At 60.0% G+C, this 22,863-nt stretch carries 19 protein-coding genes and 2 pseudogenes; 18 read left to right on the top strand and 3 right to left on the bottom strand.

Annotation, left to right across the window (positions count from 1 at the left end; translation table 11 throughout):
* Positions 1-223 precede the first annotated feature (223 nt).
* From pmrG to AC1DRN_RS24625, 5 genes are all read left to right on the top strand, one after another.
* Positions 224-880: a lipopolysaccharide core heptose(II)-phosphate phosphatase PmrG gene (gene pmrG / locus AC1DRN_RS24645; RefSeq protein ID WP_223460760.1), complete on the top strand. Its 657-nt coding sequence runs from the start codon at positions 224-226 to the stop codon at positions 878-880.
* A 176-nt stretch (positions 881-1,056) separates the two neighbouring features.
* Positions 1,057-2,778 carry a lipid IV(A) 4-amino-4-deoxy-L-arabinosyltransferase gene (gene arnT, locus AC1DRN_RS24640; RefSeq protein WP_223460762.1) on the top strand — a complete coding sequence of 574 codons (1,722 nt, stop codon included), beginning with the start codon at positions 1,057-1,059 and terminating at the stop codon, positions 2,776-2,778.
* Between the two features lie 266 nt (positions 2,779-3,044).
* A complete protein-coding gene (locus AC1DRN_RS24635; RefSeq protein ID WP_223460764.1) occupies positions 3,045-4,058 on the top strand; it encodes an iron ABC transporter substrate-binding protein in 1,014 nt (337 codons plus the stop codon).
* A gap of 51 nt (positions 4,059-4,109) precedes the next feature.
* The gene (locus AC1DRN_RS24630) at positions 4,110-5,660 is read left to right on the top strand and encodes an ABC transporter permease (RefSeq protein ID WP_263289722.1); all 1,551 of its coding nucleotides are present in this window, start codon (positions 4,110-4,112) and stop codon (positions 5,658-5,660) included.
* Entirely contained in the window at positions 5,657-6,727 is a 1,071-nt protein-coding gene (locus AC1DRN_RS24625) for an ABC transporter ATP-binding protein (RefSeq protein ID WP_223460766.1), read from the top strand. Before AC1DRN_RS24630 ends, AC1DRN_RS24625 begins: the two co-directional genes overlap by 4 nt.
* 4 nt (positions 6,728-6,731) lie before the next feature.
* On the opposite strand, the gene AC1DRN_RS24620 is transcribed toward AC1DRN_RS24625, so the two are convergent.
* On the bottom strand, positions 6,732-7,670 hold the full coding sequence (locus tag AC1DRN_RS24620) for a site-specific integrase (protein WP_223460768.1): 939 nt from the start codon (positions 7,668-7,670) through the stop codon (positions 6,732-6,734).
* A 391-nt stretch (positions 7,671-8,061) separates the two neighbouring features.
* Between AC1DRN_RS24620 and arnB the strand changes: the two genes are divergently transcribed.
* The 13 genes and pseudogenes from arnB to AC1DRN_RS24555 all read left to right on the top strand — a co-directional run bounded on the left by arnB (position 8,062) and on the right by AC1DRN_RS24555 (position 21,438).
* The gene (arnB, locus tag AC1DRN_RS24615; protein ID WP_223460770.1) at positions 8,062-9,210 is read left to right on the top strand and encodes a UDP-4-amino-4-deoxy-L-arabinose aminotransferase; all 1,149 of its coding nucleotides are present in this window, start codon (positions 8,062-8,064) and stop codon (positions 9,208-9,210) included.
* Positions 9,207-10,226, top strand: coding sequence for an undecaprenyl-phosphate 4-deoxy-4-formamido-L-arabinose transferase (arnC, locus tag AC1DRN_RS24610; RefSeq protein ID WP_223460772.1), 1,020 nt, complete (start codon positions 9,207-9,209; stop codon positions 10,224-10,226). The genes arnB and arnC overlap by 4 nt, the downstream gene beginning before the upstream one ends.
* Positions 10,223-12,214 (top strand): bifunctional UDP-4-amino-4-deoxy-L-arabinose formyltransferase/UDP-glucuronic acid oxidase ArnA, encoded by a 1,992-nt coding sequence (arnA, locus tag AC1DRN_RS24605; RefSeq protein WP_223460775.1) that lies wholly within the window; start codon positions 10,223-10,225, stop codon positions 12,212-12,214. Before arnC ends, arnA begins: the two co-directional genes overlap by 4 nt.
* Positions 12,214-13,098 carry a 4-deoxy-4-formamido-L-arabinose-phosphoundecaprenol deformylase gene (gene arnD, locus AC1DRN_RS24600; RefSeq protein ID WP_223460777.1) on the top strand — a complete coding sequence of 295 codons (885 nt, stop codon included), beginning with the start codon at positions 12,214-12,216 and terminating at the stop codon, positions 13,096-13,098. The genes arnA and arnD overlap by 1 nt, the downstream gene beginning before the upstream one ends.
* Positions 13,095-14,744, top strand: coding sequence for a lipid IV(A) 4-amino-4-deoxy-L-arabinosyltransferase (gene arnT, locus AC1DRN_RS24595; RefSeq protein WP_223460779.1), 1,650 nt, complete (start codon positions 13,095-13,097; stop codon positions 14,742-14,744). Before arnD ends, arnT (AC1DRN_RS24595) begins: the two co-directional genes overlap by 4 nt.
* The gene (gene arnE / locus AC1DRN_RS24590) at positions 14,741-15,085 is read left to right on the top strand and encodes a 4-amino-4-deoxy-L-arabinose-phosphoundecaprenol flippase subunit ArnE (RefSeq protein WP_007983907.1); all 345 of its coding nucleotides are present in this window, start codon (positions 14,741-14,743) and stop codon (positions 15,083-15,085) included. The genes arnT (AC1DRN_RS24595) and arnE overlap by 4 nt, the downstream gene beginning before the upstream one ends.
* Positions 15,082-15,483 (top strand): 4-amino-4-deoxy-L-arabinose-phosphoundecaprenol flippase subunit ArnF, encoded by a 402-nt coding sequence (gene arnF / locus AC1DRN_RS24585; protein WP_223460781.1) that lies wholly within the window; start codon positions 15,082-15,084, stop codon positions 15,481-15,483. The genes arnE and arnF overlap by 4 nt, the downstream gene beginning before the upstream one ends.
* Positions 15,480-16,859 carry a UDP-glucose dehydrogenase family protein gene (locus tag AC1DRN_RS24580; RefSeq protein ID WP_223460783.1) on the top strand — a complete coding sequence of 460 codons (1,380 nt, stop codon included), beginning with the start codon at positions 15,480-15,482 and terminating at the stop codon, positions 16,857-16,859. Before arnF ends, AC1DRN_RS24580 begins: the two co-directional genes overlap by 4 nt.
* 5 nt (positions 16,860-16,864) lie before the next feature.
* Entirely contained in the window at positions 16,865-18,457 is a 1,593-nt protein-coding gene (locus AC1DRN_RS24575) for an ArnT family glycosyltransferase (protein WP_223460786.1), read from the top strand.
* Positions 18,458-18,537: 80 nt separating this feature from the next.
* Positions 18,538-19,716 carry an MFS transporter gene (locus tag AC1DRN_RS24570; protein WP_477786828.1) on the top strand — a complete coding sequence of 393 codons (1,179 nt, stop codon included), beginning with the start codon at positions 18,538-18,540 and terminating at the stop codon, positions 19,714-19,716.
* Positions 19,717-19,876: 160 nt separating this feature from the next.
* Positions 19,877-20,584, top strand: coding sequence for an HPP family protein (locus tag AC1DRN_RS24565; RefSeq protein WP_223460792.1), 708 nt, complete (start codon positions 19,877-19,879; stop codon positions 20,582-20,584).
* A 14-nt stretch (positions 20,585-20,598) separates the two neighbouring features.
* A pseudogene (locus AC1DRN_RS24560) lies at positions 20,599-20,942 on the top strand (xanthine permease XanP); the annotation flags it as partial.
* 25 nt (positions 20,943-20,967) lie between these two features.
* Entirely contained in the window at positions 20,968-21,438 is a 471-nt protein-coding gene (locus tag AC1DRN_RS24555; protein ID WP_223460794.1) for an LEA/WHy family protein, read from the top strand.
* Between the two features lie 32 nt (positions 21,439-21,470).
* On the opposite strand, the gene AC1DRN_RS24550 is transcribed toward AC1DRN_RS24555, so the two are convergent.
* Positions 21,471-22,487 (bottom strand): AraC family transcriptional regulator, encoded by a 1,017-nt coding sequence (locus tag AC1DRN_RS24550; RefSeq protein WP_223460819.1) that lies wholly within the window; start codon positions 22,485-22,487, stop codon positions 21,471-21,473.
* A gap of 197 nt (positions 22,488-22,684) precedes the next feature.
* Positions 22,685-22,863 (bottom strand): annotated as a pseudogene (locus AC1DRN_RS24545) (IS4 family transposase); the annotation flags it as partial.

Raw genomic sequence — 22,863 nt, 5'->3', positions numbered from 1 at the left:
CCGTTGGCATTCCCCGCAAGAGCAAAAGATAACAATTCCCGGTAACCGACAAATTACCCGTCCACCTTGCAATTTTTTCACATTCCTTTCACCGCTCCGACACCTGCGCAGATTTAACGTGGGCTGCAGTTAATTCGCTGAGCTTGGTCTCGGCGGTCATTTTTCGCGCTGTTCCAGGTTTTGTTTAACAGCACTTCCCTGGCGCTCCAATGGGTGGACAAACTTGGTCAACTCCGTCTCGCATAAACCGTCTTCGCGCCTGTCTAAACCGGTCGTGGCCATTGTCGCACTGACCCTCGCCGTGCTTGCCACCGGTTTTGTCCTGTGGCCGAAATCACCGGCCAACCTGGCCCATGAGGGCGCGCAAGCCCGGGCCCAATTGCTGCAACAATGGAGTGCCGGCGAGATTGCGGTGCTGGTTCGTCATGCCGAGCGGTGCGACCGTTCCAGCAATCCCTGCCTGGGCCCGGCCGACGGCATTACCCGTGTCGGCAGTGAGGCGGCCGCCGGTGTCGGGCAAGGCCTGGCACGCCTGGGTTTGACGCAGACCGACATCCTCACCAGCCCGGTGACGCGCACCGTGCAGACCGCGCATTACATGTTCAACAGCGACCCACGGACCCAGGAGTGGCTGGCGACCTGCGGCACGACCCTGCGTAACGATGTCGTGGCGCACAAGGTGGCGCACCGCAACCTGGTGCTGATGACCCACAGCGGCTGCATCGCTGATTTTGAAAAGCAGACCGGCTTCAAGCATTCGGCGAAGGACGCCGAGTACGCCAGCGCGCTGTTTGTCCACATCGATGGTGATGGGCAACTGAAAGTGCTCGGCATTGTGAATGCCGAAGACTGGAACACTCTGTTACAAGAAAAGAACTGAAATCATTACGGATCGATAACTTTGGCACTAAGTTGTTTCAAACCGGACTGAATGGAACCTGAACAGAACAGCGAGAAGTTTGATTGAACTTCTCGCTGTTCAATATCATTCCGGTTTTCTCTCTCACTAGTTGCACATCACTCTTCAACCTGCCATCTGAGCGCCAAGGTCGAGACATGACGTCAAATCAGCCACTGCCAGATCTTGCTGGCCATTCTTCCCGCCTGCACGCCCCATCCACGCCGACCAGCGAGCGCTGGATGCCATTCGCGTTGTTACTGGCGTTCATCGCGTTCTACTTGCTGCCACTGATGAGTCACGGCCTGTGGATTCCCGACGAAACCCGTTATGCCCAGATCAGCCAGGAAATGCTGCAGGGCGGGAACTGGGTCTCGCCGCATTTCATGGGCCTGCGTTATTTCGAGAAGCCGATTGCCGGGTACTGGATGATTGCCATCGGCCAGGCGGTGTTTGGTGACAATCTGTTCGGGGTGCGCATCGCCTCAGCGCTGAGTACCGGGTTGAGCGTGTGGCTGACCTATATGATTGCCCGCCAGTTCTGGGGCGATCCGCGCAAAAGCTTCGCCTGCGCGCTGCTCTACATGAGCTTCGGGCTGATTGCCGGTCAGGCCGGGTACGCCAACCTCGATCCGCAGTTCACCCTCTGGGTCAACCTGAGCCTGGTTTCCCTGTGGTTTGCCATCGACAGTCGCAGCACTCGCGCCCGCCTGGGATTCTGGGCGGTGCTGGGCATCGCCTGCGGCATGGGCTTCATGACCAAGGGCTTTCTGGCCTGGCTGCTGCCGGCGGTGATCGCCCTGCCCTACATGCTCTGGCAGCGTCGCATGGGCGAACTGTTGCGTTACGGGCCACTGGCTGTTGGGGTCGCCGCGGCAGTCTGCTTGCCCTGGGCATTGGCCATTCATCATAAGGAACCGGACTTCTGGAATTTCTTCTTCTGGAACGAGCACGTACGCCGCTTCGCCGCCGACAACGCGCAACACGCACGCCCGTGGTGGTTCTACCTGCCGATGCTGGTCGTTTCCGCCCTGCCCTGGGCTGTGTTGTTGCCGACAACGTTCATCCAGGCCTGGAACAACAAGCGCCAGCCCGTCAGCGGTTTTCTCCTGCTCTGGTTGTTGTTGCCATTGGCGATTTTCAGCATAAGCAGCGGCAAGCTGCCGACCTACATCATGCCGTGCCTGTTGCCGCTGGCGCTGCTGATGGGCCATGCGCTGACCGGTCTGCTGGAACAGGCACGGGAACGGACGATTCGCTTCAACGGTTGGCTCAACGTCGTCATTGCCACGACGGCCTTGATTGCTTTGCTGTACCTGCAATTGAGCAAGGAGATTTTCGAGAACACCGAGATGTTCAGCCTGTCCCTGGCGTTCATCGTGCTGCTGGGCTGGATCATCGCCAACGCCCTGCAAATCCTGCGGCCATTGACGTTATGGGCGATGCCGGCCCTCGGCATCTGGCTGCTGGTGGCGCTGCTGCCCGCCGCCATGCCGGGCCAGATCGTCGACAGCAAGATGCCCGACCGGTTTATCGCCGAACACCTGGACAGCTTGAACCAGACCACCTCGCTGCTGAGCAACGACCTGGGTGCGGCATCGGCCTTGTCGTGGCTGACCAGGCGACCGGAAGTAGCGCTCTACAACGTCGTTGGTGAAATGAAATACGGCCTCTCGGATCCCGCCGCCGCCTCGCGCAAAGTGACCCTGCAGGAGGTCGGACACTGGATGACCGAGGCGCGTAAAAAGGGCTCGGTCGGGGTGGTAATGAGAGTCAACAGCGTCGATGAAGTCCAGGAAGTCGAAGCCTTGCCCATCGACGGCAAGCGCTATCAGCGCGGCAACCTGCAGGTCCTGATCTTCCCGCAAATCCAGCCCTGACAGGCAAGACGCAAAAAAACCGGGTGGCCAAAGCGGCCTCTCGGTTTTTTTCGTTTTCGCCTCGTTTGATCGGCGAGTCGAACCACAGCGGGCACAGCCCTGCTAATCTGAATGAAAATTACATGTATTTACGGTTTTTTTTACGTTATTTTCTCATTTGGATCTCTACATTCCCTGCAATTCAAAACATGCAAATGATTCGCATTGATTTACAAGCGTTTCAATGCGTATGACTTTCAAAAAATGCACCAGGAGCAGCCCGCAGAATGATTCCCAACATCCCCTCGTTCTTGAAAAAGGCCCTGCTGGCCACCGCTTTGCTGAGCGCTGGCCAGGTCTATGCAGCCGACTCCGTCGGCATCGTGGTGTACAACGCGCAACACGAAGGCCTGACCAAGGCCTGGGTCGAGGGCTTCACTCAAGAAACCGGTATTCCCGTCACCCTGCGCAACGGCGATGACACCGAGATGGGCAATCAGATCGTGCAGGAAGGCGCGGCTTCTCCGGCGGATGTATTCCTGACCGAAAACTCCCCGGCCATGGTGCTGGTCGACAACGCCGGGCTGTTTGCGCCTGTCGATAAAGCCACGCTGGAACAGGTTGACTCCGCCTACCGCCCGGCCCACGGCAAATGGGTCGGGATTGCCGCGCGCTCCACGGTGTTTGTGTACAACCCAGGCAAACTTTCGGAAGCCAATCTGCCGAAATCGATCATGGACCTGGCCGATCCGAGCTGGAAAGGACGCTGGGCTGCATCGCCAGGCGGTGCTGACTTCCAGGCCATCGTCGCTGCCATCCTGGAACAAAAGGGTGAGGCCGCCACACTTGAGTGGCTCAAGGCCATGAAAACCAACTACGCCAACTACCGTGGCAACAGCTCGGTACTCAAAGCAGTGAATGCCGGGCAGATCGACAGCGGCGTGATCTACCACTATTACAGCCTGGTGGATCAGTCCAAGACCGGCGAAAACAGCAAAAACACCGCCCTGCACTATTTCAAGCACAAAGATCCGGGCGCTTTTGTTAGCATCTCCGGCGGCGGCGTCCTCGCTTCCAGCCAACACAAAGAACAAGCCCAGGCGTTTCTCAAATACATTACCGGCAAGGATGGCCAGGCTGTCCTGAAGAACGGCAAGTCGTTTGAGTACGCCGTGGGCAAGAACGCTGAATCCAACCCTAAATTGGTGCCCCTGCAGCAACTCGATGCGCCGACTGTCGATGCTTCAAAACTCGACAGCAAAAAAGCCGTGGAGCTGATGACACAGGCCGGACTGCTCTAATTGATACCTGAAACCCTGCCTGCGGGGGTCGTTGAGGCGACACCCGCACATTTGCGCCGACGATCCCGCGGAGTCTTTGCGGGACGTGGCGGTGTATGGGTGATCGGTTTATCGGTGCTGGTTTCATTACTGGCACTGCTACCGATCGCTTACGTTATTGGCGTGTCCCTGCAGACAGGCTGGTCAACCGTCGTGACCCTGGTGTTCCGCCCCCGGGTTGGCGAGCTGCTGATCAATACCGTATTGCTGGTACTGCTGACGATTCCATTGTGCGTTGCGCTGGGGGTGACACTGGCGTGGCTCACAGAACGTACAAATTTGCCCGGACGGCGCTGGTGGTCGTTGTTGGCCACCGCACCGCTGGCGGTGCCCGCGTTCGTTCACAGCTACGCCTGGGTCAGCCTGGTGCCGCCTATTCACGGCTTGTTTGCCGGTGTCCTGGTCTCGGTCATCGCCTACTTCCCGTTCCTGTATTTGCCGGTGGCAGCCACCTTGCGCCGGCTCGACCCGGCCATTGAAGACGTCGCCGAATCCATGGGGCTAAAACCCTGGAAAGTGTTTTTCCGCGTGGTACTGCCGCAATTGCGTCTGGCGATCTGCGGTGGCGCCTTGCTGGTCGGCCTGCACCTGCTGGCCGAATACGGCCTGTACGCGATGATCCGCTTCGACACCTTTACCACCGCGATCTTCGACCAGTTCAAGTCGACCTTCAACGGCGCGGCTGCGCACATGCTGGCCAGCGTGCTGGCGTTGTGTTGCCTGGCGATGTTGACGGCCGAATCCGCCGCCCGGGGTTCGGCGCGTTACGCTCGCGTCGGCTCGGGAAGCGCCCGGGAGCAACGGGTCGTGTGCCTGAAACCGGTATCCACCCTGCTCTCACTGACCCTGCAAATCGTGACCTGCGCCCTGGCCCTGGGCGTGCCCTTGATCACCTTGGGTAAATGGCTGATCGCCGGGGGCGTGGAAGTCTGGGACATGGCCGAATTGTTGCCCGCGCTGGAGCAAACCCTGTTGCTCGGTATCGCCGGCGCGGCGCTGACCACCTGCGCGGCGATCCCGATCGCCTGGCTGTCGATCCGCTACCCCGGCCGACTGCAGCGGGTGCTGGAAAGCTGCAACTACATCACCAGCTCCTTGCCTGGAATTATCGTGGCACTGGCGCTGGTGACCGTCACGATTCATTTTGCCCGGCCGATTTACCAAACCACCTTCACCGTGCTGCTGGCGTACCTGTTGATGTTCTTGCCCCGCGCCCTGGTGAGCCTGCGCGCAGGCATAGCCCAGGCCCCGGTGGAACTGGAAAACATTGCCCGCAGCCTGGGCCGCTCGCCGGCCCGGGCACTGTGGCTGATCACCTTGCGCCTGGCCGCGCCGGGGGCTGCCGCCGGCGCGGCGCTGGTGTTCCTGGCGATCACCAATGAACTGACCGCCACCCTGCTGCTGGCCCCAAATGGCACGCGCACCCTGGCGACCGGATTCTGGGCCATGACCAGCGAAATCGATTACGCGGCCGCTGCACCTTACGCCTTATTAATGGTTGTGCTGTCGCTTCCGTTGACCGGACTTCTTTATCACCAATCGAAAAAAACGGCTGGCCGATGAACACTCTTGAATTGAATGCCCTCTACAAGTCCTATGGCGCCCATCGCGCCCTGGACAACGTCAGCCTGTCGGTGCCCAGCGGCAGTCGCACGGTGATCGTCGGTCCTTCCGGCTCCGGTAAAACCACGTTGCTGCGGATGATTGCCGGCTTCGAATTCCCCGACGCCGGGCGTCTTTCGCTCAATGGCCAGACCCTGGTCGACGGCACCCACGAAGTGCCGGCCCATCAACGTCTGATCGGCTATGTGCCGCAGGACGGCGCACTCTTTCCACACATGACCGTGGCCGCGAACATCGGCTTTGGCCTGGCGACCAAGGGCACGGAAAAACAACAGCGAATCGCCGAACTGATGGACAGCGTGGCGCTGGACGCGAAGATGGCCGAGCGCTGGCCCCATGAATTGTCCGGTGGTCAGCAACAGCGAGTGGCCCTGGCCCGGGCGTTGGCGCAACAGCCACGGCTGATGCTGCTGGACGAGCCGTTCTCGGCGCTCGATACCGGATTGCGCGCGGCGATGCGCAAGATGGTTGCGCGATTGCTGGAAGACGCGGGCGTCACCACCATTCTGGTCACCCATGACCAGAGTGAAGCCCTGTCGTTCGCCGACCAGTTGGCAGTGATGCGCCATGGCCGATTGGTCCAGTCAGGGCACCCGCTGGACCTTTACCGCTATCCCGAAGACGAACAGACCGCGTTGTTTCTGGGGGATGCCGTGGTCATGCCCGCTCGCATCGAGGCGGGTTGGGCCCATTGCGACCTGGGGCGGATCCCGGTCAACAACCACCGCAATAACAAGTTGGCGCAGATCATGCTGCGCCCCGAACAGCTGCAACTGGCCAGCATCCTCCCCAGCGACCCGCAAGACAGCGGTTGCCGGGCCGTGGTCACTGATCGGGATTTCAGCGGCAATACTTGCACGCTGACGGTGGAACTCCAGCCATTGACCTGCAACCAGCAAACGGGCCGATCACTGCTGGTGCGCAGCTCAGGCATGTATGCGCCACCGGCCGGCAGCGCGGTTCAGGTCTCGACCATTGGCCACGCCCATGTACTGAGCGAGATTTAATCGCTTACAAATCGAATCGATCCACTGCCCGACGTCGCTCATTGTCGTCGCGCACATCGTAGTTGGCCGTGGTCTGGATGTTGCTGTGGTGTGCCAGTTTCTGTGCAATCGACAAGTCATGCTCTTCGATTACCCGGGTGATGAATGAACGCCGGAAGTCGTGGGGCATGATTTTCACCCCGACCTGCGCCCCCCGCTGCCGGGCGATGTAGTAAATCGCATGTTTGGTGATGCGCTCACGGGTGATGTGGCTGCCACGGCGGATGCGGTTGAACAGAAACGGGTCGTCCGCCTCACCGTCCTTGAGCAACGAACGGCGCAGCTCGAGCCAGGCTTCAAGCTTGGCGAAGGCCCAGGCCGGGGCGTACTTGATCAATTGCTTGTTGCCCTTGGCAGTCACCCGCAGACTGCGCTCCGTGAAATCGACCTGGTCCAGTTCCAGGTTCACCGATTCGGATTTGCGCATTCCCGAACCGTACAGAATCCCGATGATCGCTGCATCCCGCAGGCCTTGCGGCCGCGGATCGGCGGCGCAGACCGCCATCAGTTCCTGAATCAGCGTGCGTCTGAGATTGCGCCCCTGGGACAGCCGTGTACCGGCCATGCCCTTCACCGAACGCATCTTCAACAGATGCTCCTGAGAGATCAGGCTCATGCGCCATGCTTCGTTCATTACCCCGCGCACCGCGTTGACATACAGCGAAGATGTGTTCGGCGCATAGCCGTCTGAACGCAATGTAGCCACAAGTGCGATCACATCTTCGGGCTGCAGGTTGTGCCAGGGTATTTCCTCGATATCGTGATCTTCGAAGCCCAGGCGGTCGGCGGCATCCTGCAGCACATAACGCATGGTCAGTTGGCTGGACGGCGCCAGTCGCGCCAGATACAGGGTCAGCGGATTGGTGAGGGGCGTGCGTGAATCAGTTACAGGTAAGTCAATCAAACGAAACGGCCTTGAATTAAAACAGTTCAATGAAGCAACTAAGAAGTGAAATAACGATGATGTAAAAGACATTACAGCTGTAGGACTTTTCCCAAGAACCGCCATACATGCGGGAAGTCTGAACAGCGGCTTAATAGATTTCAGATAAACGATTCCCCAACCGTTTTTTCATGTTCCTTTCACAAAATCGGGCATAACCTTCTATAGAATCGGCGCAGCCCAGATGGACGTCCAACCTGCCGGCGATGGCGAAAAAAGTCAACTGATGCAATTTTTTACCTCCAGCCCATAACTAGTTGATTTGATGCAGGTTCTGATTTAGCGTCTATGCTGATTTTTGGATCCCTTTTAGCCTCAAAGGCTATTTACGTTTTCAGCCCCCGAGGTGCCCATGAGTCAGGCGTTTCTCCCTTTCTCCCGTCCCAGCATCGGCGACGAAGAAATCGCGGCCGTAGAGCAAGTATTGCGCTCCGGGTGGATCACTACCGGACCGAAGAACCAGGCACTGGAAGAACACTTCGCCAACTACGTCGGTTGCCGGCATGCCGTGGCACTTTCCTCGGCCACCGGCGGGATGCATATCACCCTGCTGGCATTGGGTGTCGGTCCCGGCGATGAAGTCATTACGCCCTCGCAGACCTGGGTTTCCACCGCCAACATGATCACCCTGCTGGGTGCCACGCCGGTGTTCGTCGACATCGACCGCGACACGCTGATGACCGACGTGGCCGCTATCGAAGCGGCGATCACTTCGCGCACCAAAGCCATTATCCCGGTGCATTACGCCGGCGCGGCATTCGACCTCGATCCGCTCTACGCTCTGGCCGACAAACACGGCATTGCCGTGATCGAAGACGCCGCCCACGCGGCAGGCACTTTCTATAAAGGTCGCCACGTCGGCTCCAAAGGCACGGCGATCTTCTCGTTCCACGCGATCAAGAACATGACCTGCGCCGAAGGCGCCATGTTCGTCAGCGACGATGAAGCCCTGGCCTCGCGGGTACGCATGCTCAAGTTTCACGGGCTGGGGGTTGATGCCTACGACCGCCTGACCCACGGCCGCAAGCCCCAGGCCCAAGTGGTCGAACCCGGCTTCAAGTACAACCTGGCTGACATCAACGCGGCCATCGCACTGGTGCAGCTGGAACGCCTGGACGAGATCAACGCCAGGCGCACTCAACTGGCCCAGACCTACTTGCAGCGCCTGGAGGGCTTGCCGGTGCAACCGCTGGCCGTCCCCACCTATTCGCAAAAACACGCCTGGCATCTGTTCATCCTGCGTATCGACGCCGAGCGGTGCGGGCTGGATCGCGAAGCGTTCATGAAAGCTCTCCAGGAACAGAATGTCGGTACCGGCATTCACTTCATCGCCACACACCTGCACACCTACTACCGCCAGCGTTACCCTAACCTGTACCTGCCCAACACCGAATGGAATTCGGCGCGGCTGTGTTCGATCCCGTTGTTCCCCGACATGACCACCGATGATGTCGAGCGCGTCGTTGGTGCCATCGAAAACTGTATGGACAGAAGCCTTTGAGACCTTACCCAATCAACTTCGTTTCGATCGTCATTCCGGTCTACAACGAACAGGAAAGCCTGCCTGAATTGCTCCGGCGCACCGAAGCGGCTTGCCAGCAGTTGCACCAGGCCTATGAAATCGTGCTGGTCGACGACGGCAGCCGCGACGACTCCGCACAGATCCTGGAAGACGCCGCCTCCCGCGAAGGCAGCCCGGTGGTGGCGGTGATCCTCAACCGCAACTACGGCCAGCACGCGGCGATCATGGCCGGTTTCGAACAGTGCAAGGGCGATGTCGTCATCACCCTCGATGCCGACCTGCAAAACCCGCCCGAAGAAATCCCGCGGCTGGTGGCCCAGGCCGAACTTGGCTATGACGTCGTCGCGACTGTACGCAACAACCGCCAGGACTCGGCCCTGCGCCGCTGGCCATCGAAACTGATCAACCTGGCCGTGCAGCGCTCCACCGGCGTAGCCATGAGCGACTACGGCTGCATGCTCCGCGCCTACCGACGCACCATTGTCGATGCCATGCTCGCCTGCCGTGAACGCAGCACCTTCATTCCGATCCTGGCCAACAGCTTTGCCCGCCATACTACGGAAATCCCCGTGACCCACGCCGAGCGTGAACACGGCGATTCCAAGTACAGCCCCATGCGCCTGATCAACCTGATGTTCGACCTCGTCACCTGCATGACCACCACGCCGCTGCGACTGCTGAGCATCGTCGGCGTCGGCATGGCGGCCCTGGGCGCGCTGTTCGCTATTGCACTGATCCTGCTGCGCCTGGTGTTCGGCGCCGGCTGGGCCGGTGGCGGTACCTTCGTACTGTTCGCCGTGCTGTTCGTCTTCACCGGTGGTCAATTCATCGGCATGGGCCTGCTGGGTGAATACCTGGGCCGCATGTACAGCGACGTGCGCGCACGTCCGCGCTTCTTCATTGAAAAGGTGCTGCGTAGCCAGCCCGAATCCTCCTCTTCCGTTGTTACCGTCGACGGCCTTACTTCCACTTCTTCAGATCAGGTTCCTTCATGAGTGCAAAAGCTGTTGTCTTCGCCTATCACGATATTGGCTGCGCCGGCATCGAATCCCTGCTCTCCTCCGGTTTTGAGATCGCTGCGGTGTTCACCCACGCCGACGATCCGAAGGAGAATGCGTTCTACGGTTCCGTCGCGCAACTGTGCGCTCGTCACGGCATTGCCGTGCATGCACCGGAAGACGCCAACCATCCGTTGTGGATCGAGCGTATCGCCAAGCTCGATCCCGACTACATTTTCTCCTTCTACTACCGCAACCTGCTGAGCGAACCACTGCTGGCCACGGCGCGCAAAGGCGCGTTCAACCTGCACGGTTCCCTGCTGCCACGCTACCGCGGCCGCGCACCGGCCAACTGGGTGCTGGTCAACGGCGAAACGGAAACCGGCGTGACCCTGCACCGCATGGTCAAGCGTGCCGATGCGGGCGCCATCGTCGCCCAGCAAAAGGTCGCGATCGAGCGCAGCGACACCGCGCTGAGCCTGCACGGCAAATTGCGCACCGCCGCCTCTGACCTGCTGCGCGACACCTTGCCGGTGCTGCTGCAAGGCAAAGTCAGCGAAACACCGCAAGACGAATCCAAAGCCACGGTGTTCGGCCGTCGCACTCCGGCTGACGGCAAACTGGTCTGGGCCAAGCCGGCCGAAGAACTGTTCAACCTCGTCCGCGCCGTGACCCAGCCATACCCGGGCGCCTTCTGCGCGGTAGGCGAGCACAAGCTGATTGTCTGGAGCGCCGAAGTCGCCAAGGGCAACGAGGGCCTGGCACCGGGCCGCGTCATCAGCGTCGACCCGCTGCGCATCGCCTGCGGTCAAGACTCGCTGATCATCAACGCCGGCCAGCGCAACGACAACGGTCTGTACCTGAGCGGTCCGCAACTGGCCAACGAACTGGGCCTGGTGGACGGTTCCGTGCTGCGCGGCGCCGAATCCGGCCGTGCCCCACGTCGCACCCGCGTGCTGATCCTCGGCGTCAACGGCTTCATCGGCAACCACTTGTCCGAGCGCCTGTTGCGTGACGACCGCTACGAGGTCTACGGCCTGGACATCGGTTCGGACGCCATCGAACGTCTGCGCAGCCACCCGAACTTCCACTTCGTCGAAGGCGACATCAGCATCCACTCCGAGTGGATCGAGTACCACATCAAGAAGTGCGACGTGGTGCTGCCGCTGGTGGCCATCGCCACGCCAATCGAATACACCCGTAACCCGCTGCGCGTGTTCGAACTGGACTTCGAAGAAAACCTGAAACTGGTTCGCTACTGCGTCAAGTACAACAAGCGCGTGATCTTCCCGTCGACCTCGGAAGTCTATGGCATGTGCCAGGACAACAACTTCGACGAAGACAACTCCAATCTGGTGGTCGGTCCGATCAACAAACAGCGCTGGATCTACTCGGTCTCCAAGCAACTGCTGGACCGCGTGATCTGGGCTTATGGCCAGAAGGGTCTGAATTTCACCCTGTTCCGTCCGTTCAACTGGATGGGGCCACGCCTGGACCGTCTGGATTCGGCCCGTATCGGCAGCTCCCGCGCAATTACCCAGCTGATCCTGAACCTGGTGGAAGGTACGCCGATTCGCCTGTTCGACGGTGGCGAGCAAAAACGCTGCTTCACCGACATCGCCGACGGTGTGGAAGCCCTGGCACGGATCATCGATAACGACAACGATGTCTGCAATGGCCAGATCATCAACATTGGCAACCCGGAAAACGAGGCCAGCATCCGTCAGTTGGGCGAAGAACTGCTGCGTCAGTTCGAAGCTCACCCACTGCGCGCCAACTTCCCTCCGTTCGCCGGTTTCCGCGACATCGAGAGCAAAGCGTTCTACGGCACCGGTTATCAGGACGTGTCGCACCGCAAGCCGAGCATCGCCAATGCCAAGCGCCTGCTGGACTGGACGCCAACCGTGGAGATGAGTGAAACCATTGGCAACACCCTGGACTTCTTCTTGCGTGAAGCCATGCTCGAAATCGCGGACAAGCGTTGATGCAGGCGGGACTGCGGATCGATGTCGACACCTACCGGGGCACCCGAGAGGGAGTGCCCCGGTTGCTGGAAATCCTTGATGAAGCACAGATCAAGGCGACGTTCTTCTTCAGTGTCGGGCCGGACAACATGGGGCGCCACTTGTGGCGCCTCATCCGTCCACAGTTTCTCTGGAAAATGCTCCGTTCCAACGCAGCCGGCCTGTATGGCTGGGACATTCTGCTGGCCGGCACCGCATGGCCTGGAAAACCGATCGGCCGCGACCTGGGGCACTTGATGCGTCAGGCCCGGGATGCCGGGCATGAGGTTGGCCTGCACGCCTGGGATCACCACGGCTGGCAAGCCAACGCCGGGCGCTGGAACGACGCACAACTGGTCGAACAGATACGCCGTGGGGTGGACACCCTCGGCGACATTCTCGGGGAAAAGATCACCTGCTCGGCGTCCGCCGGCTGGCGTGCCGACGAGCGTGTGATCGAAGCCAAGCAGAGCTTCGGCTTTCGCTATAACAGCGATTGTCGCGGCCTGAGCCTGTTCCAGCCGCGATTGGCCGATGGTCACCTGGGTGCACCACAAATCCCGGTGGACCTGCCGACCTTCGACGAAGTGGTCGGGCCGACCGTCGCCGCCAAGGATTTCAACAGGTTCATCCTGGACCGGTTCACGCCGGAAAAACTCAATGTCTATACGATCCATGCCGAGGTAGAAGGGATTCTGATGGCCAACGATTTCCGTCAACTGCTGAGCGATGCACATCAGCGAGACATCCGTTTTCAACCCTTGGGCGACTTGTTGCCCCAGGCCCCCGCCAGTTTGCCGATCGGCCGCGTGGTACGCGGTGCGCTCGAAGGTCGCGAAGGCTGGCTGGGAGTGCAAGGCGCATGAGCAAACGCTGGGCTTTGCCGTTATTGCTGGTCATGGTAGCGCTGGCATACCTGCTGCCACTGGGCAGTCATGGCTTATGGATTCCTGACGAAACCCGCTACGCCCAGATCAGCCAGGGCATGCTCCTGAGCGGCAACTGGGTGTCGCCGCATTTCATGGACGTGCGCTATTTCGAAAAACCCGCGGCCGGCTACTGGATGATTGCCATCGGTCAGGCGCTGTTTGGCCAAAACCTTTTCGGAGTGCGCTTCGCTTCGGCACTGAGCACCGGTTTGAGCGTGCTGCTGTGCTACCTGGTCGCCCGCCGGATGTGGAACGAACCGCGCAAGAGTTTCGCCTGCGCGCTGCTGTACATGAGCTTCACGGTCATTGCCGCTTCGGCGGGGTATGCCAACCTCGACCCGCAATTCACCTTCTGGGTCAACCTGAGCCTGGTGGCGTTATGGTTCGCGCTCGACAGCACGAGCCGCGGGCAACGCCTGATCGCGTGGGCGGTGCTGGGCCTGGCCTGCGGCATGGGCTTCATGACCAAGGGCTTCCTGGCCTGGTTGTTGCCGGTGTTGATCGCCCTGCCCTGGATGATCTGGCAAAAACGCTGGCGTGAACTGCTGGTCTACGGCCCGGTGGCGGTCGTGGTAGCCATCGCTGTCAGCCTGCCATGGGCGCTGGCAGTGCACGCCCAGGAGCCTGACTACTGGCGGTTTTTCTTCTGGCACGAACACATCCGCCGTTTTGCCGGGGACGACGCCCAGCACAATGCGCCATGGTGGTATTACCTGCCGTTGCTGGTGGCATTCAGCATGCCGTGGGTCGCCTTGCTGCCGCCAGCGCTGAAGCAAGCCTGGCAGACCCGACGCCAGTCCAATATCGGGTTCCTGCTGCTGTGGCTATGGATGCCGTTGTTCTTCTTCAGTCTGAGCAAAGGCAAACTGCCAGCCTACATCCTGCCGTGCCTGTTGCCTCTGGCATTGTTGCTCGGCCATGCACTGGCTGACCGATTGAAGCTGGAGCAAGGTCGTGTCCTGGGCATCAACGGCCTGCTGAACCTGGTGGTGGGTGTGGTCACCCTGCTGGCCCTGGTTTATCTGCAACTGAAAAAGCCGATTTACGATCATGAACTGCACAACCTGGTGTTGGTGTTCATCGGCTTGATCGGCTGGATCATGACCAACGTGCTGCAGGCCTTCCGCCCGTTGCAGTGCTGGGCAGCCCCGGCTTTTGGCAGCCTGTTGCTCATCGGTTTATTGCCTGCCGGACTGCCCAATTCCGTAGTCGCCAATAAAACGCCTGACCAGTTCATCCTCGATCACGCCCAGGAACTTGGTCAGAGTGCCAAATTGTTGAGCAACGATCTGGGTGCCGCATCGGCATTGTCCTGGCGGGTGAAACGCCCGGAAGTGGCTTTTTTCAACACGATAGGCGAATTGAAATATGGCCTTGCCTATCCTGACTCGCTCAAGCAGCGCGTCGACCCCGACCAGGTGCAACAGTGGATGCACGACGCTCGCCAGCTTGGCCCGGTCGGTGTGGTCATGCGGGTCAAGGGCGAAGAAGAGCTGCGCGAACTCGAACAGTTGCCCAAAGAGGGCAAGCGGTATGAACAAGGCAACCTGGTGATTCTGATTATCCCTCAGGCGACGCTATGAGCCTGCTATTGCTCCTGGTCGCCTGTCTGTTGACCTGCCTGGGCCAGATCGCCCAAAAATATGCAGTGGAAAGCTGGCGCGGCAAACCTTCCGGGTGGATGGACAAACTGCGCTCGCCCTGGCTTTGGCTGGCCCTGGCCTCTTTGGGATTGGGCCTGCTGGTGTGGTTGCTGGTGCTGCAACGCCTGGAAGTCGGGATTGCCTACCCGATGCTGAGCCTGAACTTCGTGCTGATCACCCTGGTCGCGCGTTTCGTGTTCCACGAAACCATCGACCGCCGCCACTGGCTGGGTGTGGCGCTGGTGATCGGCGGCGTGGCTCTGCTGGGGCAACACGCATGAACCTGAGTCGCGGTATCACCTTCGCACTGGGCAGCGTGTTGCTGGTCAGCGCCGCTCAATTGGGCATGCGCTGGAGCATGAGTCACCTGCCACAGCCAGAACAATGGCTCAGCGCCCACATCGACCTGACAGCCGTTGCCGTGGTGCTCGCGGCCATCTTCGCCTACGCCTTGTCGATGCTCTGCTGGCTCGCCGCCCTGCGGGACCTGCCCCTGGGCCGGGCCTACTCGTTGCTGAGCATCAGCTATGCGCTGGTGTACCTGCTGGCCGCCAGCCTGCCGCTGTTCAACGAATCATTCAGCCTTACAAAAAGCCTTGGTGTGGCATTGGTCATCCTCGGCGTCATTACCATCAATTCTCGACCTGCTCGTGCGCCCGAATTAAGGAGTGCTCCATGAAAATCAGTGTATTTGGTAGCGGTTATGTTGGCCTGGTGCAGGCAGCGGTACTGGCGGAAGTCGGCCACGACGTGGTCTGCATGGACGTTGACGAGAAAAAGGTCGAACTGCTCAAACAGGGCCATGTAAGTATTTTCGAACCCGGGCTGGCCAGCCTGGTACGCGAAGGCCTGGACGCCAAGCGTTTGCAGTTCACCAGCGACGAAAAATTCGCCGTCCTGCACGGCCAGGTGCTGTTCATCGCGGTCGGTACTCCATCCCGGGACGACGGCTCGGCGGACTTGCGCTACGTGATGTCGGTGGGCGAAGCGGTAGCACGGCATCGCGAGCAACCGGCGATCCTGGTGGAGAAATCCACCGTTCCGGTCGGCACCGGCGACGCCTTGCGTGCACACATCGACAAATGCCTGCTCAACGCCGGGCGCGTTTTACAGTTCGATATCGTCTCCAACCCGGAGTTTTTGAAAGAAGGTTCGGCCGTGGCTGACTGCCGCCGCCCGGACCGTATCGTCGTCGGCTGTGAACGCGACGAAGTGCGTGACGTGATGCGTGACCTGTACTCGCCCTTCAACCGCAACCATGAACGCATCATGTTCATGGACCTGCGCAGTGCCGAGCTGACCAAGTACGCCGCCAACTGCATGCTGGCAACCAAGATCAGCTTCATCAACCAGATCGCCGAGCTGGCCGAACACCTGGGAGCCGACATCGAATCGGTGCGCCTGGGCATCGGGGCCGACTCGCGTATCGGCTACCACTTCATCTACCCCGGTTGCGGTTACGGTGGCTCATGCTTCCCCAAGGACATGCGCGCCCTGATCCACAGCGCCGAAGAGGCCCATTGCTCCAGCGACCTGCTGCAAGCGGTGGAAGCCATCAACGAGCGGCAGAAACACAAGCTGTTCGAACGCATCAACGCGTTCTACAAGGGCGACTTGCGTGGCAAGACCTTTGCCGTTTGGGGGCTGGCGTTCAAACCCAATACCGACGACATGCGCGATGCACCGAGCCGGGTGTTGCTGGAATCGTTGTGGGCCGCCGGGGCGAATGTCCGCGCGTTCGATCCGGAAGCCATGCAGGAAACCCAGAAGCTGTATCCCGATGAATCGAAACTGATGCTCATGGGTACGCCCGAGTCGGTCTTGTCCGGTGCCGATGCACTGATCATCTGCACCGAATGGCAACAGTTCAAGGCTCCGGACTTCGAGCTGATCCAGCAGCGGCTCAATGCACCGGTGATCTTCGACGGCCGCAACCTGTACGACGCAGACCGTCTGGCACGCATCGGTATCACCTACTTCCCGATTGGCCGTGGCGAGTCGCGCAAATTGCCGATTCCTTACCAGCAATGGTCAACCGAATCAGTGGTCGCCTGAACCTCATGATCCCTCACATCCGCCAACAGTCCCTCGCGCTGGGTCTGTTGGCGCTGTTGTTGTTCTGCGCCGGGATGTATCAGCAGGCGGCCATCGGTTTCGATTCGCGCTTCGTGCTGTTCGCCCAGGAGATGCTGCGCAATGGGCCGTCGTTTTTTCCGACGACCTATGGCCAGCCCTACGCAGACTATTCGGGACTTTCAACGCTATTCATCTGGCTGCTTTCACTGCCGTTCGGCCAGGTCACCAGCCTGACCGCGTGGCTGCCGAGCGCCATCGCCGCAGCGGTCATCGTCACCTTGATGTACCGCCTGCTGGCCCCCTATTCCAGGCGTTGGGCGCTGCTGAGCATCGCCTTGATGCTGCTGACCAACACCTTCATCACGGAAACCCGCGCCGTTTCCCTCGATCTGATGCTGGCAGCCGTCGCGTTCAGTGTATTTTACCTGGGCTATACAGCCGATCACTTTGCGGCGCCGCGCCGCTGGGTTCTGATCTTTGCCTTGTTGATGCTGGGTTTCTGGATTCGTGGGCCAATCGGCCTGGTTATTCCTGCGGGGATGCTGTGCAGTTATTTCCTGGTCAATCGCCAATGGCGACGGCTGATCGTCTTCGGATTGCTGGCAGCGTTGCTGCTGGCGGTGTGCATCGGTCTGTTGTTGTGGCTGGCGGACATCAGTGGCGGCCCGGCCTTCCTGCAGGACGTGATTCGCATGCAGTTCATGGGGCGCATGGACGGCAGCGAGGGCGTCAACGATACGCTGTATTACTTCACCAGTTCGATGGGCAACTATGCACTGGCGTGGCCGTTGGCGGTGCTGGCGCTGGTGGCGGTCGGAATCTCTGGCCGACAACAGTCCGGGCCGGCATTGCGCCTGATGCTGTACTGCCTGGCGGCCGGACTGATCGTGATGATCGGCCTTTCCGTCCCCCAGGCGAAAAAGGCCCGTTACCTGCTGCCGATGCTACCCATGGCGGCCATCGTGGCGGCGTATCCGTTCTACGCCACACAGGGTCGATTGCTGGGTTGGCTGCGGGGGTTGATGCAGGGGCTGTGGCTGCTGATCCCGGGCCTGTTGATCGTGGCATTGCTGGTAGTACGGCGAAAATTTCCCGAGGAAGTGGCTCACCTCACTTCGTTATTCATCATTCTCGGCTTGCTACAAGTGATCGCCCTGGCGGCACTCAAGCGACCCCGCTGGCGAGCGCAATCATTGGCTCTTTGCGCGGTCCTGGCGCTTTGGTCGTTCTACATCCTGCAATTCGAGCCCATCCAACGCCAGCTCTTCGACACCCAGAGCTTCAGCCGTGCCACTGTCGAGCTCATGCAAAAAGACCCTGCGCCGTTGGTGATGCACGCGATGGGCAAGGATGCCAAGGCCATCAAGTTCATGGTCAACATCAAACAGGACCTGCAACCGGTTTTCACCGAATCGCCCCAGGAACTTGAAAACCTCAAAGGCCCGGCGTGGCTGATGATGGACCTGAACGTGTACCAGACACTGCGAGGCACGGCTATTGGTGCCCTGCCGCCAGTACTGAGCGGGCGGTTCGACAAGAATGATTTCGTGTTGCTGCACCTCAAGCAAATCCCGTAGCAACGACCGAGTGTCCGACTGCTGGAGTAGCGCTCACGATTGGGCTGATGCCGGCCCAATCGAATAAGGACATTCACCCCGTGACCACCTACTCCCCCCTCATCCGCCGCCTGCTGATCTGCTCGCTGACCATCGTCGTCAGCCGCGCCATCACCAGCCCCTTGCTCACACTGTTCGTCAGCGACAAGCTTGGCCTCAACCAACAGGACGTTGGCTTGCTGCTTGGCATTGCGGTGTTCGTCGCCACCCTGCTCTCMCTGTATGGCGGCTACATCATCGATCGCTTCGAAAAACGCCGACTGCTGATTCTCTCGATGGCGTCCAGCGCTGTCGGCCTGGTGTTGCTGACCTTTGCTGAAAACCTCTACCTGACCACGATCACCTTGATCGTCACCGAAACCGCCTCGTCGCTGTTCCTGATCGGTTCGAAAGCGATCCTCAGCGACAACCTTGCGGTGGGTCAGCGCGCCAAGGCGTTCTCCCTGAGCTATACGCTGACCAACATTGGCTACGCTGTCGGGCCGATGCTCGGCGTGCTGATTGCCGGCGCCTTTGCAAGCGCACCGTTCCTGATCGCTGCGGCCATCGCTTTTTTCAGTATTTTCCTGATGACCGGAGTTCCCAGGGACCCGGCCAGTGTGCCTCTCACCGGTCGGGCGCAGAGTTTTCTCAAAACCCTGATCACCCTGAAAAACGACCGCACCCTGATCCTGTTCACCGCTGGCTGCCTGCTCAGCACGGTGGTGCACGGGCGATTTACGTTTTACCTGTCGCAATACCTGCTGGTGACCAGTAATCCCCGGCACACCATGGAAATCATGGCCGCCCTGCTCGCGTGCAACGCCATCAGTGTGATCTTGTTGCAGTACCAGATCGGGCGTGTTCTCAAGCGAGAGCAACTGCGCCAATGGATCGTTGCCGGCACCGGCCTGTTCATCCTCGGGCTGATCGGCTTCAGCCTGGCGGACAGTCTGGTGAGCTGGTGTGTGGCGATGTTTATCTTCACCCTCGGTGAAATCATTATTTATCCGGCCGAGTTTCTCTTCGTCGACACCCTGGCTCCGGAAGAACTGCGCGGCAGCTATTACGGCGCGCAAAACCTTGCTGCGCTTGGCGGTGCGTTGAGCCCGGTGATTTGCGGCTTCATGTTGATGYACACCCCGGCGCCGACAATGTTTTACGCCTTGAGTGCACTCGCGGCCCTGGGCGGTTTGCTGTGCTACATCAGCGGCCGACGGGGCAACTTAAAGCAAAATTAATGCACTGAAAGCTCATTAATATGAATTTGTCAGTAGCTGGATTGAACGGCACACTGTGCGCGTTCCTCCCCCAACAGTTGGAACAACTTCAAGGGCTTTCTGGGCTTCCCAGCCAAGCCCTTTTTTTTGCCTCGATTTTTCTGCCGGAGTTTTTCTCGGAATGCTTGCTCGCTGGTTGCCCGCCGCCATCAACACCCGTCCCACCGAATGGAGCCGCGCCGCCATTGGCATGGCCCTGGGGACGCTGCTCAGCGTGTGGCTCTGTGGCCAGGTGTTCGGCATTGAGGTGGCCCAGCACTTGATCGGCCCGCTGGGGGCATCGGCAGTGCTGTTGTTTGCCGTGTCTTCGGGTGCGCTCGCGCAACCCTGGTCGATTCTCGGCGGTTACTTGAGCGCCGCGGTGATTGCCTTGCTGGTGGCCCATGTATTGGGCCGAACCCTCGGTAGCGCTTGCCTGGCCGCGGGCATGGCGTTGGTCCTGATGTGCTGGTTGCGGTGCCTTCATCCACCGGCCGGTGCATTGGCCCTGACCCTGGTACTGGCCGATCCGGCGACCATTGCCATGGACTGGAAGGCCATTGAGCCGGTGATGCTCGGCGCTGCGACGATGCTGCTCAGCGCCCTGGCCTACAACAACCTGACCCACATTCGATACCCCAAGGGGACCAGCGAACCGGTAGCCGTGATTCCTGCCGATCACCCGCCGGTCGACCGTCAGGCCATCACCGCCGAAGACCTGAAACTGGCGCTGGCTGACATGGAGGCGTTCTATGACGTCACGCCCGAAGACCTCGAACAGTTGATCCAGGCCAGCCAGCTGCACGCCAAACGCCGCAGCGTGGGCGAGGTGTTCGCTCCACGACTGTAAGCCACTGACTTGGCGGTTCTTTTGCCGTGGCCGGAATCAAGATTCTCGCGGTGGCCGGCCTGCATCGGCGCTACATGCTGATCGTGGCAATTTCCCTCGGCATGGGCCTGGGGGTGGCCGCGGTGCCGGAAGTCTTGCGTGAACTGCCCAAGGCCCTGCACAACATTTTCGAATCGCCCATCACCGTCGGCGCGCTGTGCGCTATCGTTCTTAATATCTTCCTGCCCGAGGCATTCATCGAACTGGAAGAGGACGAATTCGATCCGCAGGCCCAGTGCTTCAAGTGATGCAGAACCCCGATGTGACCGCCTGGGATGAACCCGCAAAGGCTGCGGTGGTCGCACAGTCAAACCGCTAGCCATTTTTCAGATGAGAGCACGTCCATGCGCAGCGTTCACGCGGTCCTGATTTCCCTCCTGCTCTGCCTGAGCGCCTGTTCCTCACTGCCCAATCGAGACCCGTTGAAAGTCAACGTCGTGGGCATCGAGCCCCTGCAAGGCGAGGGCATGGAAGTGCGCTTTACCGTGAAAATCCGCGTGCAGAACCCCAATGACACCACCCTCGTCTACAGCGGCGTTGCGCTGGACCTGGACATCAACGGCCAACCCTTCGCCTCTGGCGTCACCGATGAGAGTGGCTCGATCGGGCGTTTTTCCGACACCGTCGTGAGCGTGCCGGTCAGCGTTTCGGCACTTTCGGTGATCCGCCAGACCTATGGCATCAGCCGGATGAAAACGCTTAACAACATGCCCTACATCCTGCACGGCAAGCTCTCGGGTGGGGTGTTCAACACGATGCGTTTCGTGGACAGTGGCATACTCAAACTGCCAGGATCGACCACTGGCAGCCGTTAGCCTGCGAAGAGATGACCGTTGCGCCGCTGAATTCACTCGGCGTCATTGAGAATCAGGCTACGGTAGTGCCCAGGATTCGATCCCGACCACTTGCGAAACGCCTTGTAGAACGAACTGACATCCGCGAACCCCAGCCGCGTGGCGATTTCGCTGAAGCTGATCGCGGGCTCGGCCAGCCAGACAATCGCCAGCTCCTTGCGCACGCCGTCCTTGAGGCCTTGATAGGTTTGCCCTTCTTCGGCCAGTCGGCGGCGCAGGGTTGATGCCGACATGCACAGGCGTTGCGCCAGGACTTCGGTTTCCGGCCAGTGTTCGGCCGGCAGATGGCGTAGATCGTGTTTGATGCGACTGGCCAGGCTCTGCGGATCGCGGTACTTGACCAGAATGTTCGCCGGCGCATGGGCCAGGAATCGCTTGAGCTCTTCCGCACTGCGCTTGATTGGCAAATCCAGGTAATCGGCGGAGAAAATCATCCGCGTGCGCTGACGGTCGAAACGCAGGTTCTCGGAAAACATCACCTGATAGTCATCGCAGAAATCCGGCTTCGCACAGCGCAGTTCGATGGCCAGGATTGGAATCCGCCGCCCTGCCAGCCAGCAGGCCACGCCGTGCACGATCATCCAGTAAGTGAAATAGGTGAAGGCCCGACGCGGGTCTTTGTCGTCCTCGAGAAGGACGATTTCCGCCAGGCTTTGTTGGCGCACCAACTGCGCCGGCAGGTGTTCGAGGATCAACGACAGAAACGCCAGGCCGCTGGCCAGTCCCGCCGCCACGTTGGGCTGGTGCATGGCGCTGCGACACAGAAACGCAAAGCTGCCGGATTTCAGTTTGCGTGGGTCCATGCCAAAAAACTCATCGTCCCCGCGCCGTGCCAGCAGCCGCCACAGGCGCGCATAAGCCGTGGCCGGAACGCGGGCGCCGGTGTTGCCCAACAGCTGCGGGGCGATGCCAACCTTGATCAACACCTCGTCCGTGGCGATTCCCGGCGCGCAGCTTTGCAACAGTGCTTCACGCACCAGTTGAATGGAGATGGTGTCTTTTTCCGACATGGATCGCGGCAAGCCCTGTTCTTGTTCGAGTGGGGGGCATATTAGCTGAAACCATCCGCTGAACGCTGATCGAATAACCCTGTGGGAGCGAGCTTGCTCGCGATGGCTGCTTGGCAGGCGACATGGATTTTTGAGGGTGTGCATATCCGTTTCTGCGGTAACGGCGGCTTAGGGTTCCGCTCTTACAGCCAGCCCTTTCAAGGTGTTTTCCCTTTATGGGCCTTGAGCACCCGATCCGTCGACACATGAGCATGCGCAGCTTTGCCGTCCAGCCACTCCTTGGGTTTGGCGATTTTGGGACCACGTAGGCTTTTGGCCACTTGCTTGGGCTTGATATTCCTGGCGAGCGCCAACAGTCGTGTTGCCAGCGTTTCTG

It is taken from the genome of Pseudomonas sp. P5_B3, from assembly GCF_056400405.1.
The sequence above is the reverse complement of the archived record's forward strand: the minus strand, read 5'-3'. Positions and strand labels throughout refer to the sequence as shown.